The sequence below is a fragment of the Desulfobaculum xiamenense genome (assembly GCF_011927665.1).
Classification (GTDB): domain Bacteria; phylum Desulfobacterota; class Desulfovibrionia; order Desulfovibrionales; family Desulfovibrionaceae; genus Desulfobaculum; species Desulfobaculum xiamenense.
On record NZ_JAATJA010000002.1, the window covers coordinates 349164 to 364433 of the forward strand.

General features: G+C 66.8%; 13 protein-coding genes. 10 read left to right on the top strand and 3 right to left on the bottom strand.

Annotation, left to right across the window (positions count from 1 at the left end):
- The first annotated feature begins 15 nt into the window (after window positions 1-15).
- Complete coding sequence (locus GGQ74_RS09485) at window positions 16-495, top strand: pyridoxamine 5'-phosphate oxidase family protein (protein ID WP_245168226.1); 480 nt, start codon at window positions 16-18, stop codon at window positions 493-495.
- Complete coding sequence (gene purU, locus GGQ74_RS09490) at window positions 492-1355, top strand: formyltetrahydrofolate deformylase (protein ID WP_167941320.1); 864 nt, start codon at window positions 492-494, stop codon at window positions 1353-1355. The genes GGQ74_RS09485 and purU overlap by 4 nt, the downstream gene beginning before the upstream one ends.
- A 92-nt stretch (window positions 1356-1447) precedes the next feature.
- On the opposite strand, the gene GGQ74_RS09495 is transcribed toward purU, so the two are convergent.
- Entirely contained in the window at window positions 1448-2215 is a 768-nt protein-coding gene (locus GGQ74_RS09495) for an MBL fold metallo-hydrolase (RefSeq protein ID WP_167941321.1), read from the bottom strand.
- A gap of 91 nt (window positions 2216-2306) precedes the next feature.
- The gene (locus GGQ74_RS09500) at window positions 2307-3689 is read right to left on the bottom strand and encodes a type III PLP-dependent enzyme domain-containing protein (RefSeq protein ID WP_342448610.1); all 1383 of its coding nucleotides are present in this window, start codon (window positions 3687-3689) and stop codon (window positions 2307-2309) included.
- A 53-nt stretch (window positions 3690-3742) separates the two neighbouring features.
- On the opposite strand from GGQ74_RS09500, the gene thrB reads away from it, so the two are divergent.
- The 5 genes from thrB to GGQ74_RS09525 all read left to right on the top strand — a co-directional run bounded on the left by thrB (window position 3743) and on the right by GGQ74_RS09525 (window position 10157).
- Window positions 3743-4297: a homoserine kinase gene (thrB, locus tag GGQ74_RS09505; protein WP_245168227.1), complete on the top strand. Its 555-nt coding sequence runs from the start codon at window positions 3743-3745 to the stop codon at window positions 4295-4297.
- Window positions 4287-4892 (top strand): hypothetical protein, encoded by a 606-nt coding sequence (locus GGQ74_RS09510; RefSeq protein ID WP_167941322.1) that lies wholly within the window; start codon window positions 4287-4289, stop codon window positions 4890-4892. The genes thrB and GGQ74_RS09510 overlap by 11 nt, the downstream gene beginning before the upstream one ends.
- 16 nt (window positions 4893-4908) lie before the next feature.
- Window positions 4909-5430, top strand: a complete 522-nt coding sequence (locus GGQ74_RS09515; RefSeq protein WP_167941323.1) for a hypothetical protein — start codon at window positions 4909-4911, stop codon at window positions 5428-5430.
- Between the two features lie 197 nt (window positions 5431-5627).
- A complete protein-coding gene (locus GGQ74_RS09520) occupies window positions 5628-6941 on the top strand; it encodes an HD domain-containing phosphohydrolase (RefSeq protein WP_167941324.1) in 1314 nt (437 codons plus the stop codon).
- A gap of 75 nt (window positions 6942-7016) precedes the next feature.
- Window positions 7017-10157, top strand: a complete 3141-nt coding sequence (locus GGQ74_RS09525; protein WP_167941325.1) for a UvrD-helicase domain-containing protein — start codon at window positions 7017-7019, stop codon at window positions 10155-10157.
- A gap of 64 nt (window positions 10158-10221) precedes the next feature.
- On the opposite strand, the gene GGQ74_RS09530 is transcribed toward GGQ74_RS09525, so the two are convergent.
- A complete protein-coding gene (locus GGQ74_RS09530; protein WP_167941326.1) occupies window positions 10222-10368 on the bottom strand; it encodes a hypothetical protein in 147 nt (48 codons plus the stop codon).
- A gap of 158 nt (window positions 10369-10526) precedes the next feature.
- Here GGQ74_RS09530 and cbiR point away from each other — a divergent pair, with 158 nt between their 5' ends.
- Genes cbiR through polA form a run of 3 tightly spaced genes read left to right on the top strand, consistent with a single transcriptional unit; the run spans window position 10527 to window position 15107 of the window.
- Complete coding sequence (gene cbiR / locus GGQ74_RS09535) at window positions 10527-11282, top strand: cobamide remodeling phosphodiesterase CbiR (protein ID WP_167941327.1); 756 nt, start codon at window positions 10527-10529, stop codon at window positions 11280-11282.
- A gap of 26 nt (window positions 11283-11308) precedes the next feature.
- Entirely contained in the window at window positions 11309-12319 is a 1011-nt protein-coding gene (locus tag GGQ74_RS09540) for a DHH family phosphoesterase (RefSeq protein ID WP_167941328.1), read from the top strand.
- Window positions 12320-12365: 46 nt separating this feature from the next.
- Entirely contained in the window at window positions 12366-15107 is a 2742-nt protein-coding gene (gene polA, locus GGQ74_RS09545; protein WP_167941329.1) for a DNA polymerase I, read from the top strand.
- Window positions 15108-15270 lie beyond the last annotated feature (163 nt).

Consider the following 15270-nt stretch of genomic DNA (forward strand, 5'->3'; position numbering starts at 1 on the left):
TCGCATTGGGAGGCCATGATGGGCAGGCCGGAGCGGCTTACCGGGGATTCCGGGAAAATCTGGGGCATCCTGCGCAGGGCGCGGGTGCTGCGCCTTGGCCTGTGCGACGCCGGGCGGCCCTACGTGGTCCCGGTGTGCTTTGGCTGCGGCGAGGGCTGCCTGTATGTGCACTCCGGGCCGCATGGCCGCAAGATGGACATTCTGCAGGCCAATCCGCAGGTGTGCTTCGAGGTGGACGTGGATTGCGAGCCCATGGCCGGAGCGACGCCCTGCGCATGGAGCATGCGCTACGCGAGCGTCGTCGGCTTTGGCACGGCGCATGTCGTATCCGGGCGCGAAGAGATACTTCGCGGCCTGCGCGCCGTGATGGCCCAGTATGCGAAGGAAACGTTCCGGGACGAGGATTTCCCGGAGAAGACATGTGAACGCATTGCGGTGGTGCGCATCGACATCGAGAGCATGACCGCGAAGCTCAACGGATGGAACGAATCATGAAAAACGACAATATCGCCCGACTGCTCATCTCCTGCCCGGATCGGCCGGGCATCGTGTCCGCCGTGAGCAGTTTCCTCTATTCCCACGGCGTGAACATCACGGAACTCGCTCAGCACTCCACGGACCCCGAGGGCGGCGACTTCTTCATGCGCCTCGAATTTCAGACGCCGTACATGGACGTCTCCGCCTCCACGCTGGAGAAGGCCTTCGACGAGGTCGTGGCGGAGCGCTTCGGCATGAACTGGCGCATCAGCTACGCCAAGCCGCGCAAGAAGACGGCCATCCTCGTCTCCAAGTTCGACCACGCGCTGTATGAACTGCTGTGGCTGTGGAAGCGTGGTAAGCTCCAGACGGACATTTCCATGGTCATCAGCAACCATGACGACCTGCGTGCGCCCGTGGAGGCCTTCGGCATCCCGTTCCACCACGTTCCCGTGGACCCCGCCAACAAGGAGGCCAGCGAGGAGCGCATCGTGGAGCTTTTGGAGGGCAACGCCGATTTGGTGGTGCTCGCCCGCTACATGCAGATTCTCTCCGGGGAGCTGGTCAGCCGCTATCCCCGCCGCATCATCAACATCCACCACTCGTTTCTTCCCGCCTTCGCGGGTGCCGATCCCTACCGGCAGGCCCACGACAAGGGCGTGAAGGTTATCGGCGCGACGGCGCACTACGTGGTGGAGGAGCTGGACGCCGGTCCCATCATCGAACAGGACGTGGCCCGCGTGACCCATCGCCACAGCGTGGAGGACCTGAAGGACCTCGGCCGAGACCTCGAACGGCAGGTGCTGGCCCGTGCGGTGAAGTGGCATCTGGAGGACCGCATTCTCCTTTACGGCAACCGCACTATCGTCTTCAAGTAGACGGTACTCCAGCAGACGCGCGAATCACGAACGAAAGGGGCCGGAAGCATCGCTTCCGGCCCCTTTTCGCGTGGCGTGGAAATCTCTGGGAATCAGCCGAGGCGCAGGCTGTCACCGGCTTCGGGCATACAGGCGTTGATGTCCGTCGCCGTGGCGAGCAGGGCGCGGATTTCGTCGGTACGGCCATGACGCACGCGGCGGTTGACGTGGACGATGGCCAGCCGCTTGGCTTCGGCCTTGCGGGCGAAGTCGATGGCTCCGGGAATGGTACCGTGGCCCTCGGTGTCCAGTTCGAGGCTGAAGGCCTCCTGCGCCACGAGGTCGCAGCCCGTGGCGAGGGCGAGGGTTTCCGGCGTGGGGCGGCCGTCGCCGCTGTAGAACACGGCGCGTTCGCCGTCGTCCACGCGCACGGCGAGGCAGGGTTGGCCGTGGCCGCCGAAGGCGGTGTTCCAGTTCAGCCCGCAGGCCGTGAAGGGACGGCCCGGTTCGGCCTCGATGTAGTGGACAGGGAAGCGCATGCGCTCGCGAAAGCGCGGATAGGCGGCGTCCATGGCCTGCGTCAGGGCCGCTTCCACTCCCGGACCGCCGATGACCGTGAGCGGACGCGTGCGGTCCTCCTCCCAGAAGCGCAGATACAGGAGCGGCACGCCGAAGAAGTGGTCGCCGTGGAAGTGCGATATCCACAGACAGTCGAGATCGAGGGGGGCGCGGGCCGTGCGCCAGAAGGCGTGCGCGGCGGTGAAGCCGCAGTCCAGAAGTGCGGTGACGGGGCCGTTCGCCCCGTTGGCTTCGAGCAGGATCGAGCAGTTGGGGATGCGTTCGTCGAACGCCTCGCCGACACCCGTGAACGTGACGAGCATGGACGCCTCCGCGTGAAGGGGTGGGGCGGACCATCCGGCCCGCCCCGAAAGGGGGTTCGCGCGGCGCAGCGCTGTGCCCGCGCGTGGATGGCTATTCCCAGAAGCGCAGCACGTCTTCGGGGCGCTCGCGGCGCTTGAGGACGATGACGCCGCCAGTTGCGTCCGGGCTGTCGAAGCCGAGCACTGCGGGCACGGCGCGCGAGTTGTAGCGCGACCACATGGACAGGGTATACGCGCCGGTGTCGTGGATGATGATCCAGTCGCCGGGTTCGATCTCGGGCAGCACCACGTCGCGTCCGGGCAGGTCACCCGCGAAGCACAGGGGACCCGCGATGCGGTAGGGCCGCTCGCCGCCGCTCTTGAGGCTGCCGTCCGGGGCGCAGACGGTGAAGGCGTGGTGCCAGTCGCCGGGGTTGTAGCATTTGCGCAGGAACATGTCCGCGCCGAGGTGGATCACGGCGGTGCGGATGTCGCCCTGCGGCTTCACGTATTCCACGCGGCTGGCGGCGAAGCCCGCATTGGCGTGTACGGCGCGGCCGAATTCGGTCATGAGTCGGTAGCGGCCCGAGAAGAGTTCCGGGCAGCGCTCGCGAAGCGCCGCGGCGTAGCGGGTGAAGTCCGGGGCGTCGAAGCCGTCCTGACCGTAGTCCGCAGGCAGGCCGCCGCCCATGTCGAAGGTGCGGATGCGCCCGCCGGTGGCCGCGTTGACCTCTTCGACGAAATCGAGCACCGCGCGAATGCCGGTGACAATCTGGTCCATGGGGCAGCCCTGCGAGCCGACGTGTACGTGCACGCCCGTGAGCCACGGATTCTTCGCGTAGGCCTCGGCCAGTTCGCTCCGGAAGACCTTGAGCGGCACGCCGAACTTGGAGTATTCCGCCGCCACGGAGGTCGCGCCGATGGTGCCGCTGCCCACCTGCGGGTTGATGCGGATGCCGAAGCCACCGGTGGGGGCGCTATTCCGTTCGGCCACCATGGCGGCCACGCGTTCGACTTCCTGCAGGTTGTCCATGTTGAGGTGCACGCCGAGGTCGATGGCGCGCCCAAGCTCGCGGACGGTCTTGGCCGGGGAGTCGAACACGATGCGCTCCGGCGTGAAGCCGCTGGAGAGCGCCAATTCGAACTCCGGCTCCGATGCGGCTTCGAGGCCGAGGAGCGGACCCGTGCCCGGTTTGGAAAGGGTTTCGATGTGCCGGAGAACCTTGCGCAGGGGATTGGCCTTGACGGCCACCGCGTGCAGGGTGTCTGCGGGGAAGGCCTCGCCCAGTTCGCGAACGCGCTCTTCGATGAGCGAGAGGTCGTGGAACAGGACGCTTGTATCCTCGTCGCGCACGGCCCCGGCCTCAAGGGCGCGGACGAGCGCGAGCGACATTGCAGTGGGGGAGAGTCTCTTTCGCATGCGGCGGGTATACAACGGGCCGTCGCGGAAGGGAACAGGCATAAGGCTGGACCCGGCGCGCCAGAGATTGTACACGGGCCTCTCCGGCTGTGCCGGATTCATCACGACAGCAACGAACGGAATCATACATGTCTGGAAAAGGTAGCAGTCTCTACGCCACCGGCGGCGGATGCGTGACTCTCATCGGCATGGCCGGTGCGGGCAAGTCCACCGTCGGCAACAGGCTGGCCGCCCTGCTCGGGTGGCCGCAGCTCGATACGGATCAGCTCATCGAGGCCCATTTCGGCCGCCCCCTTCAGGAATTGGCCGACGCCTTCGGCCGCGACCGCTTTGTGGAGGTCGAGGACGAGATCGTCTCCGGTCTGGCCGTGCGGCGCGCGGTGATCTCCACCGGTGGTAGCGTGGTCTATGGCAAGCGATGCATGGACCGCCTGCGCGAGCTTGGTCCCATCGTGTACCTCGCCCCCGCGCGTGAGGTGATCCTCGCCCGCGTGGCCGCGAATCCGGATCGCGGACTGGCCATCGCCCCTGGCCAGACCGTGGAGGATCTCTTCAACGAACGCCTGCCCCTGTACGAGGCCGCCGCGGACTTCACCGTGGACTCGGGTCGCCTTGGTCCCGACGCGTGCGCCGAGGCCATTCGGGACTGGCTCAATCAACGGGAAGGCGAACGTGAAGCGTAACAGCGTTGGTGTGTTCAGACGTCTTGAGGCCCTCTATGCCCGCATGCAGAAGGAGTACGACGCCACCGTCGCCGGGACGGGCTTCACCTGCGCGGACTGTCCGCAGAACTGCTGTACGAGCTATTTCCAGCACCACACCTACGTGGAGTGGGCGTTTCTGTGGAAGGGCATGCAGGAGCTGCCCGAGGAGCGCCGCGCCCTGTATCTGGAGCGCGCCCACGACTACGTGCGCAGCATGAACGAGAGCCTCGCCGCTGGCACGCGCCCCGACGCCATGTGCCCCCTCAACGACGACGGCCTGTGCGGTCTGTATCGGCATCGGCTTATGATTTGCCGCCTGCATGGCGTGGTGCATACGCTGGTGGGACGCGGTCCCCTCGGGCGGCCCGTGGAGCAGCGCTACCCCGGATGCTGGCGTTTCACCGAGGTCACCGCCGAGGCGCAGAATCTGCGTCCGCTGGATCGCACGCCCCTGTATCGCGACCTTGCCGCGCTGGAGATGGATTTTCTGGGATCGCGCATACATGCGTTGCCGAAAGTGAACTTGACTCTTGCCGAGATGCTGGTGCAAGGTTCTCCCAATCTGAACCAGTAACGGCCCGGAGGCATTCATGAAACGTCATGTCGCGTGGATAGCGGCCCTCGTCGTTCTCGCGGCCATCGTGACCGGCTGTTCGCACATGAGCGTGAAGCACCTCAAGCGTCAGCCGTGGGTGCTTGAGGCGGGGCAGTCCCTGCCCATGAAGTTCTGGCGCTTCGACTACGCGGTGGTGCCGCTGACCGACCGCTTCGGCGTGCGCGGCCGGGCCTACCCCGTGACCGACGCCGTGCCCGGATGGGCCGAGTGGGTGGGGGACCTGTGGCTCGCCGCCTACCTTTCCGACCGCGACGGCAACGTCATCGCCAAGGACCTGCGGGTGTATTTGCCGCGCAGCCTCGACCGGGCGGAGGGCGTCGAGTTCGAGTTCATCTTGCGGCCCGACAAGCTGGAAACACGAGACGACCTGTTCATCACCTTCGGCTACCGCATGAAGCTCACGTCCGAGCGTTACGGCGACGTCGACAAGAGCCCCGGCGACGACACCGGCGGCGAGGTCTTCTTCGCCAGCGAAGGCGCGCTGACCCGCTACTAGATTTTTCGAACGACGTGCAAAGGCCTCCGCCCCACTGGGACGGAGGCCTTTTTTGTGATTTCGAAATAGATTTTCATGTATTTCGTGGCGTTTCGCGTCCCTCTGTGCCGCAAGTGCCCGACTGACGGGCAAAACGCTGGAAATGGCTTGCACGAAGCCTTGCGTGGGGTAGAGTGGGGATAGTTGGAGGTGCGACCATGAGTGTGATCGACGAGGCGCGGGCCGGAGCGTTCCCGCGGGTGAAGTTTTTCGATCTGGTGGGCGCGGTATCAGCTGTGCTGGATTTCATCAGCCCGCTTGTCGTCGGGCATCATCATCGGACCGCCTACATCGCCGGAGCGCTGGCGCAGGCCGCCGGAGCCACCCCTGAGGAGCGGGCGGACGTGGTTCTCGCCGCGCTGCTGCACGACGTGGGCGTGTTCACCCTGCGTTCGCGCATAGACACCCTCCAGTTCGACACGGACGACATAAGCCACATGCAGACGGGCTACCACCTGCTGGCCGGTTCCGCGCGCTTCGCGACCATGGCGCGCATCATCCGCAGGCATCACGTGCCCTTCAGGGATTATGAACGGTGTGATGACGATGGGGGGCTATTGTGGCTCGCGGGCATCGTGCATCTGGCGGACCGCGTGGATGTGCTCTCCCCGCGCCGCCCCGGCGAACCGCCTGATCTGGACGGCATTGCCGCGCATATCGAATCCGGCAGGGGGACGATGTTCATTCCGGAGTTGTGCCGACCGATGCTGGACCTGTGCCGCTCCGGGGCGTTTTGGCGCGGGCTTGGCGCGCCGGATCGCATCGTGGGTCTCGGCGAGGCCTGTGCGCCGCGCTCCACGGTGCTCACGCCGGAGGAACTGGTGGAGGTATCGCGCCTCGTGGCGCATGTGGTGGATTTTCGCAGCCGCTTCACGGCCACCCATTCGCGCGGCGTGGCGTGCGTGGCGGAGGAACTGGGCCTCCTCGCCGGGCTTGGGCGCGAGGAGGCGCTCATGCTGCATGTGGCGGGCAACCTGCACGACGTGGGCAAGCTGGCCATCTCCTCGGAGCTACTCGAAAAGCCGGGGCCTTTGGCCGATGACGAGTACGGCGTCATGAAGGGCCATGCCTATTTCACCAACTCCGCGCTGTCCGGAGTGCCGGGCCTGCGCGAGATAGCCGCGTGGAGCGGACGCCATCACGAACGCCTCGACGGCACGGGCTATCCCTTCCATCTCGACGGATCGCGGCTCGATCTCGGTGCGCGCATCATGGCCGTGGCCGACGTGTTCACGGCGCTTACCGAGGACCGCCCCTATCGCAGCGGCATGGCGCGTCCCGATGTGGCGAAAGTGCTGTATGCCATGACCGAGTCAGGCGCGCTGGATCGCGAGGTCGTGCGCTTGGTGCTGGACGGCTACGGACGCTGCAACGGCACGCGCGAGGAGGCCCAGCGCATGGCACGCAGGGATTTCGAGAATTTTTCCAGTTCCTGTCCCATCGAGGCCGCGCCGCTGCGGACCGGGACATAAGGAGCTTGAAGCTCGTCAGATTGGGTTCTATAGTTCCGTCGCACCAGACACACCTTCTGCAATGCGACGGAGCACATGGAACTCTTTCGAGCCGATCTACACATCCATTCACGGTTTTCGCGGGCAACGAGCAAGGCGTTGAACCTTCGGTCGCTGTCCGCATGGGCGAGGGTCAAGGGCCTCGACGTCCTCGCCACGGGAGATTTCACCCACCCAGCGTGGATGGCCGAAATCGAGGACATGCTGGAGCAGGACGACTCCGGCCTGCTCACCCTGCGCGACCCCAGACGCCTTGAGCGCGAGATTCCCCTGCTTGAGGGCTATCCGCTCTCGGGGCGCGTGCGCTTCATGCTGTGCACCGAGATAAGCAGCATCTACAAGCGCGGCGGGCGGGTGCGCAAGAATCACAACCTCGTGTTCATGCCCACGCTGGACATGGCCAAGTCCTTCACCCGGAGGCTGGCGCAGGTGGGCAACCTCGAATCCGACGGACGTCCCATCCTCGGCCTCGATGCCCGCGACCTGCTGGAGATGGTCCTCGAAACCGGTCCCAACGCCTTCCTCGTCCCAGCCCACATCTGGACGCCGTGGTTCTCGCTGTTCGGCTCCAAGTCCGGCTTCGACAGCGTGGAGGAGTGCTTCGGCGATCTGTCCTCCGAAATTTTCGCCATGGAGACCGGCCTGTCCTCGGACCCGGACATGAACCGCATGTGGTCCGCTCTGGACCGTTATCGCATGATTTCCAACTCCGACGCACACTCCGGCGAGAAGCTCGCGCGCGAGGCCAATCTCTTTAGCGGCGAGATGTCCTACGAGGGCATCTACCGCGCCCTGCGCGGTGAGGCCCTCGGCCACCGCTTCCTCGGCACGCTGGAGTTCTTCCCCGAGGAGGGCAAGTACCACCTCGACGGGCACCGAGCCTGTGGCGTGGTCATGGACCCGCAGGAGACCCGCGCCCGTGGCGGCCTGTGCCCCGTGTGCGGCAAGCCGCTGACCGTGGGCGTGCTGAATCGGGTGATGGAACTGGCGGACCGCGAGACGCCCCTCCAGCCCTCGGGGCAGCCGGGATTCAGCTCCCTCGTGCCCCTGCCCGAGATCGTGGGCGAGGTACTTGGCGTCGGCCCGTCCAGCAAGAAGGTGCAGGCCTTCTACGGGCGGCTCATCGCCCGCTTTGGTTCCGAGTTGGCCGTGTTGCAGGAGGTGCCGCTGGAGGACATCGCCCACGTGAGTACTCCGCTGGCCGAGGGCATCGCCCGCATGCGCCGGGGGCAGGTGCTGCGCCAGCCGGGCTTCGACGGCCAGTATGGCGTCATCACAGTCTTTTCCCCTGCCGAGCGCGACGAGATTCGCCGTGGTGGCTCGCTTATCACCATGCCTGCGCCGCGCGCTCCGCGCGCCGTGCCCGTGCCGCGTGCGGATGCCGCCGTTTCAGACGACGCGTCGCCGAAGCGGGAGACCGCCGGGCAGGGCAAGACCTCGGGCGTGGGGTACAACGCCGCGCAGAAGCGGGCCATCGCGGCCGGTCCCGGACCAGTGCTCGTGCTGGCCGGACCCGGCACCGGCAAGACCCAGACCCTCATGGGGCGCATCGACGCCCTGTTGGACGCGGGAGAGAATCCCCGCCACATTCTGGCCCTGACCTTCACCCGGCGCGCGGCGGCGGAAATGCGCCGCAGGCTCGTGGACATGCGCGGCGAGCAGGCGGCCCTGCCCCGTGCCGACACGCTGCACGCGCTGGCCTTCGAGTGCTGGACCTCGGTGCGCGGGGAGGAACCAATTCTTTTGACCGAGGATGCGTCCCGGCGCGTGTTCGCCAAGGCCAATCCGGCGCTGTCCGGGCACGAACTGTCCGCCGCGTGGCAGCGGCTGGGCCTCGTGCGCGAGCGGTTGGAGGAACCGGGCGAACTGGCCGATGCGGCCCGTGCCTACGCCGAGGCCAAGTCCGCCCTGAATCTCGCCGACTACACGGACCTGCTCGTCTTCTGGCGCAGAAGTCTCGATTCCGGCGCGTGGGCCAATCCTTACACCCATGTCCTTGTAGACGAGGTGCAGGACCTGTCCGCCCTGCAACTCGGGCTGGTGCGCGCGCTGTCCGGGCGCGACGGGCGAGGCTTTTTCGCCATCGGCGACCCCAACCAGTCCATCTATTCCTTCCGTGGAGCGCGCGGCAACGTGCGTGAATACCTCGAAGCGTCGTGGCCGGGGCTGGACGTCGTGAGTCTGACCGAGAACTACCGCTCCTCGCAGAAGGTTCTTGATCTGTCGCGGCCCGTGGTCCCCGGTGGTCCAGCCCTTGTGGCGCGCTGCGACGTGGCGGCCGACCTGCGGCTCTTCGCCGCGCCAAGCGCCGCGCGCGAGGCCACGTGGATCGGCGAGCGCGTGCGCGAACTCGTGGGCGGCACCAGCCACACCATGGTCGATTCGGCTTCGGATTCCCCGTGCCTCGCGCCGGGGGACGTGGCGATTCTGGTGCGCATGAAGGCGCTCATCCCGACCCTGCGTAACACGCTGGAGCGCATGGGGCTGCCCTGCGCCGTGCCCGAGGCCGAGGCCTTCTGGATGGATACCCGCGTGGCGGCGCTTTTGGACGCCGTGGGCCGGACTCTCGGCATCGACGGCCCCGCCGCCGACGCACAGGCCGAGCGCGTGGAGTTGCCGGAACGCATCGTCGAGCGCGGTCCGCTTGGCATTGCCGCCTATCTTCAGGATGCGCGGCCCTTCGACCCGCTGTTCTGGCAGGGGCCGGAATTCCGCAAGTTGGAACGCGCCCACGCCGAGCACGGCGGCTGGCAGGGGTTGTTGAACTGGGTGGGCCTGCAGTCGGAACTCGATCAGGTCCGCGCCAAGGCCGAGAAGATTCAGATCATGACCCTGCACGCGGCCAAGGGCCTTGAGTTCGAGGCCGTGTTCCTGCCCGCGCTGGAGGACGGCATAGTGCCCTTTGCCGGGGCGGGAATGCTGACGGGAAGCGCGAACCACGCCGCCGAGGCGGACGAGGCCGAGGAACGCAGGCTGTTCTATGTGGGGCTGACGCGGGCGCGTGGGCGGCTGTATCTCAGCCATGCCGCGTCGCGGACGCTCTACGGACGGGAGCTTCGGCTGTCCGCATCGCCGTATCTCGCGGATCTCGACGCGAAGTTGCTGACGCGGACGCGGGTGGTCAGCCATGTGGTGCGCCAGACGCGCCAGCTCGGCCTGCTTGGGGGCGGGGAGTAGTCGGCCTCGCGCGCGCCGGAGCCGCGGACCGTCCTCCTGTGGATACCGCGGCTGGTTGTGGCGTTCAGGCCGAGAAGATTCTGTACACGTACCGCTCGTAGACGGAACACATGTGGCGGGTGAGCGAGGTGCTCACGCCCATGTCCCTCAGACGGCAGTACACGTGCAGCGGATTGAGGTAGTGCTGCATCAGGCATTTGAAAGCGCTCATGGCGGCCTCCTGGTCCGTGTGTCTGCCTTTTTGGGGTGAGCAGCAATATCCATGCCCCGGCGGGCTTCGCCAGCGTCTGCGGCCGGTTCGTTTCCCGGCCCGGGGCGACGGCGGCATTCCCTGCCGGAAAACCGGCGCGTGACGCACGGAGCCTACGCATGTCTTATCGGCAGATTGTCGCGGAAATTCAGGGTGCGCCCCGCGTGCTGGCCGCGCCGTCCTTCGTGATCCCCTCCGGGGTGGCGGAAAATTGTCGCCATCTGGCGGGGCTTTTCCCGGAGGTGGCGCTGCTCTTCTTCGAGTCCGACGCCTGCCTGCGCTACACGGACGAGGATCTTCCGCCGTGGCTGGCGCAGCTCGGGCTGCGCTACCACGTCCACCTGCCGCTGGATCTGCCGTGGGAGGACGGGGCCGATGCCGCGTGGCGCGTCGTGGAGCGCCTCGTTTCGCGGGCGGCGTTTCTTTCGCCGCAGGCCTTCGTGCTGCACCCCCCGGCGCGCACGGACGTGCTCGCGGCCTTCGCGGACCGCTGGGAGGGCGCGGGGTATGATCCGGCGGCCCTGCTTCTGGAGAACACGCGGGAGTGCGACCTCGCGCGGCACCTGCGGCTGGCCGAGGACCGGGGACTGGCCCTGTGTCTGGACTTGGGGCACATGTTGGCCTATGAACAGGAGTTTCTGGCGGAGGATGCGGATTTTGCCCGCGTGCGCATGCTGCATCTTAACGCGCCCGGGCCGGGCGGCCGCCATCTGTCCCTCGCCGCACTGGACGAGCGGGGGCAAGCACTGGTACAGCGTATGCTGGACCGACTGCGCCCGGATGCGGTGCTGACCATCGAGGTGTTCGAGGAACGCGGACTCATGGAGTCCGCGCGTGTTCTGCTCGACATGCTCGGCGCGGTGTCGGTCCGCTAGCGCGACACACGCGCCTGGAGACGACGATGGCATACTTCCGCTCTATTCCCCGGCTGGACGAGATGCTGGCCCTGTTCCGCCGCGAGGAGCGCTGGCTCATCATCATCAACGCGGACCCGGACGCGCTGGCCTCGGCCATGGCCCTCAAGCGCATCATGGCCCGCCGCGTGCAGGACTGCGGCATCGCGCACATCAACGAGATATCCCGGCCGGACAATCTAGAGATGATCCGCTGCCTGCGCATTCCCACCCGCAGGCTCACGCCCAACGTTGCCGCCCAGTACGACCGCTTCGCGCTGGTGGACTCCCAGCCCCACCATAGCGACATCTTTTCGGAGTACCGTTTCTCGGTGATCATCGACCACCATCCCCTGTCGGCGGAAAAGCCCGCCACGGCGGATTATGTGGACATCAAGCCCGAGTACGGCTCCAATTCGAGCATCCTGACGCAGTACCTCTACAACCTGCGCATCCGGCCCGGAAAGCTTTTGGCCACGGCGTTGCTCTACGGCATAAAGACCGACACTTCGAGCTTCGAGCGGTCCTTCTGCGAGGCCGACATGCGCGCCTTCCAGTATCTGTCGAAGCACGCCGACCACCTGCTTCTGCGCAAGGTCTACCGCAGCGAATTCCACCTCGAATGGCTGCGCTACTTTTGTCAGGCCTACTTCAAGCTGCGCCTGACGGGGCAGGGCATCTTCGCCTACCTTGAGGAGGTGGACAGCCCGGACATCCTCGTCATCCTCGCGGACCTGTTCATGCGCGTGCAGGGTGCGGCGTGGACCGTCATCAGCGGCACCACGGGCGGGCGCGTGGTGGCCGTGTTCCGTGGCGACGGCCTGCGGCGCGACATGGGCCGCTTCGCCGCGCGCTGCTTCGGCGACGTTGGCTCCGCAGGCGGACACCGCAATGCGGCCCGCGCCGAGATACCGCTCGACGCCGTTGACGGCGTCCCCGTCGAAGTCTTCCTCTGGAACCGTCTGAAAACGAAGAAAACGCGCGTGCGCAAGCCCTCCGCCGAGGCGGGGGAAGAATAGCCGCGCCTCGCCATTCACCGCCGCAGCCGCGGCGCACGGAGCCTAAATGTCCCTGAAAGATCGTCTCGGATTCGAGCAGTCTCCCGCGTTCCTCATCGACGGACACGCCTTCGCCTACCGCTTCTACTACGCCATGCGCGATATGCAGCGCTCCGACGGGTTTCCCACCAACGCGCTCTACCTGTTCCTGCGCATGCTCATGAACCTGCTGCGCGACGAGAAGCCCGAGTATCTCGGCGTCTTCTTCGACGGCAAGGGGCCGACCTTCCGTCACGAGCTCTACAAGCCGTACAAGGCCCAGCGTCCGGCCATGCCCGAGGACCTCGCCATGCAGCTCGAACCGATGCGCGACGCCGTGCGCGTGCTCGGCCTGCCGCTGCACGTGGCCGAGGGCGTGGAGGCCGACGACTGCATGGCCAGCGTGGCCGCCCGTGTGAAGGCCCAGTGCCCCGTGGTCATCGTCGGCGCGGACAAGGACCTCAAGCAGTGCCTCGACGATTCCGTGGTGCTCTGGGACCCCGACGTCAAGCGCGAGAAGCTGACCACCATCATGGATTTCCGTAGAGACACGGGGCTTGAGCCAGCCCAGTGGCCGGACTTTCAGGCGCTCATTGGCGACTCGGCCGACAACATCCCCGGCGTGCAGGGCATCGGTCCCAAGTCCGCCGCCACGATCATGGAGCAGTTCCCGACCCTTGAGGCCTTGCGCGACGCCATCGTGGAGGGGAAGGGCACGTTTACCGCGTCGGTGCGCCGCAAGCTGGAAACCGGTATGAACGACGCCTTCCTTTTCCGGACCCTGACCACGCTCTCCACCGAGGTCTGCACCGGCATCGACCTCGCCGCGCTGGCCGTGAAGCCGCCCGTCTACGACGAGGTGGAGGCCTTCCTTGCGCACTACGAATTCCGGACCATGCTGCGCACCCTGCCGAGCTATCTGCCCCGGCCGGTGGTTGCGCCAAAGCCCGCTCCCGCTCCGGAGCCGGTTCCGGAGGCCACGCGGCCTGCCGCATCCGCCGCTCCCGCCGCGCAGCAGTTGTCGCTGTTCGGGCTGGCCCCCGCCGCTCCCGCCGCGCAGCCCGCATCGGTTGCCGACGCCGAATGTGCCGAGTCCGCCGCCGACTCCGTCACGCAGGGACTGTGCGAGCCCTACGTCCTGCGCGAGGCCTCGGAGCCGCGCGCTCTGCCGGATGTGGCCGGTGTCGACGTGGGCCTTGTGCCTACGGACGAGGACGGACGCTGGCTGGTGGGCATCAAGGGGCAGGAGTGGGCCGTGTGCGGCACGCCCGCGCAGTTGGCGGAGCATCTGGCCGCCGCGCGCCGTATCGCCGTGCCCTCGGTCAAGGACCTGCTGCGGGCCGACGACGCGTGGCGCAGCCTGCCGGCGGAACGTTTCTTCGATCTCGGCCTTGCCTGCTATCTGCTTTCGCCGGAGGACCGCGACTACGGCTGGGAACACCTGCGCGAGCGCATGGCCCTTGAGTTTTTGGGAATGCCCATGGAGGGCGAGGCCCGCACGGCCGCGGCCATGGCCGTTGCCCTGCGTGGACGCCTCGACGCCGCGCACCTGTCGCCGCTCATGAGCGAGCTTGAAATGCCGCTCATCCCGGTGCTGGCCGACATGGAGGAGGCTGGCATAGCCATCGACACCGCCGCGCTCTCGGCCTTTCTCGATGAGGTGCAGGCGGAGCTGGACGCGCTCACCGTGCGCATCCACGAGCGCGCAGGGCGCGAGTTCAACATCCGCTCCAGCCAGCAGATGGCGGAGGTGCTGTTCACGGACCTCGGCCTCAAGCCGCGCGGCAAGACCCCCGGCGGCCTGCCGTCCACGGCCTTCGAGGTGCTGGAGAAGATCCGCTCCGAGCATCCCGTGGTGGAGGACATCCAGAGCTGGCGCAAGCTGGAGAAAATGCGTTCCACTTATCTGGAGCCGCTGCCTCGCGCCGCAGACGCCGCCGGGCGCGTGCATACGTCCTTCAACCAGCTGGCCACGGCCACGGGCCGCCTGTCCAGCTCCGGGCCGAATCTCCAGAACATTCCCATCCGGGGCGACATGGGCAAGCGCATGCGCTCCTGCTTCACGGCCTCGGAGGGCAATCTGCTGGTGGCGGCGGACTATTCGCAGATCGAACTGCGCGTGCTGGCGCATTTTTCGGAAGAGCCCGCCCTCGTGGAGGCCTTCCGCAATGGCGAGGACATCCACGCCCGCACCGCCGCGCTCCTCTTCGACCGCACGCCGGACGCCGTGGAGCCAGACGAGCGCCGAAGCGCCAAGACCATCAACTTCGGGCTCATCTACGGCATGGGGCCGCAGAAGCTGGCTGGCGAACTCGGCATTTCGCTCAAGGAGGCCAAGGGTTTCATCGAGCGTTATTTCGAGCGCCTGTCCGGGCTGGCTGCCTTCTACGACGCGGTGGAGGCGCAGGCCCGCACCGACGGCTTCGTGACCACGCTGGCCGGACGCAGGCGGCTTCTGCCGGACATCAACTCCCGCAATGCCCACCATCAGTCGCAGGCGCGGCGGCAGGCCATCAACACGCGCATTCAGGGCAGCGCCGCCGACATCATCAAGATGGCCATGCTGCGCGCGTGGCGTGACGAGGATCTGCGTTCCATGGGCGCGCGGCTCATCCTGCAGGTGCATGACGAACTGCTCATCGAGGCCCCTCGGGCCGTCGCCGAAAGGGCAGGACGCAGACTTGAAGAAATCATGACTGGGATTTATGACCTTTCGGTGCCGCTGGTCGTGGACTGGGGCACCGGGAGCAACTGGGGCGAGGCGCACTAGCGCGTTCGCACCGCAGTCTTCGCGCGCCGGAGAGCCTTCGGACCGTGCCGCCTGCACCATCGTGCCGCGTGTGCCGTCCGCCGTGCTCCGGCGCGTCCGCGTGCGCAGCGCTTCTCCGTATCGCGCGAACGGCACTGCGCATGCGCGGCAACATCATTCAATC

Excerpts from the sequence above, each read along its gene's own strand:
- cbiR (WP_167941327.1), top strand. The coding sequence starts at position 10,527 with ATGTCTTATCGGCAGATTGTCGCGGAAATTCAGGGTGCGCCCCGCGTG.
- GGQ74_RS09495 (WP_167941321.1), bottom strand. The coding sequence starts at position 2,215 with ATGCTCGTCACGTTCACGGGTGTCGGCGAGGCGTTCGACGAACGCATC.
- GGQ74_RS09540 (WP_167941328.1), top strand. The coding sequence starts at position 11,309 with ATGGCATACTTCCGCTCTATTCCCCGGCTGGACGAGATGCTGGCCCTG.
- purU (WP_167941320.1), top strand. The coding sequence starts at position 492 with ATGAAAAACGACAATATCGCCCGACTGCTCATCTCCTGCCCGGATCGG.
- GGQ74_RS09525 (WP_167941325.1), top strand. The coding sequence starts at position 7,017 with ATGGAACTCTTTCGAGCCGATCTACACATCCATTCACGGTTTTCGCGG.
- polA (WP_167941329.1), top strand. The coding sequence starts at position 12,366 with ATGTCCCTGAAAGATCGTCTCGGATTCGAGCAGTCTCCCGCGTTCCTC.
- thrB (WP_245168227.1), top strand. The coding sequence starts at position 3,743 with ATGTCTGGAAAAGGTAGCAGTCTCTACGCCACCGGCGGCGGATGCGTG.
- GGQ74_RS09520 (WP_167941324.1), top strand. The coding sequence starts at position 5,628 with ATGAGTGTGATCGACGAGGCGCGGGCCGGAGCGTTCCCGCGGGTGAAG.
- GGQ74_RS09515 (WP_167941323.1), top strand. The coding sequence starts at position 4,909 with ATGAAACGTCATGTCGCGTGGATAGCGGCCCTCGTCGTTCTCGCGGCC.
- GGQ74_RS09530 (WP_167941326.1), bottom strand. The coding sequence starts at position 10,368 with ATGAGCGCTTTCAAATGCCTGATGCAGCACTACCTCAATCCGCTGCAC.
- GGQ74_RS09485 (WP_245168226.1), top strand. The coding sequence starts at position 16 with ATGATGGGCAGGCCGGAGCGGCTTACCGGGGATTCCGGGAAAATCTGG.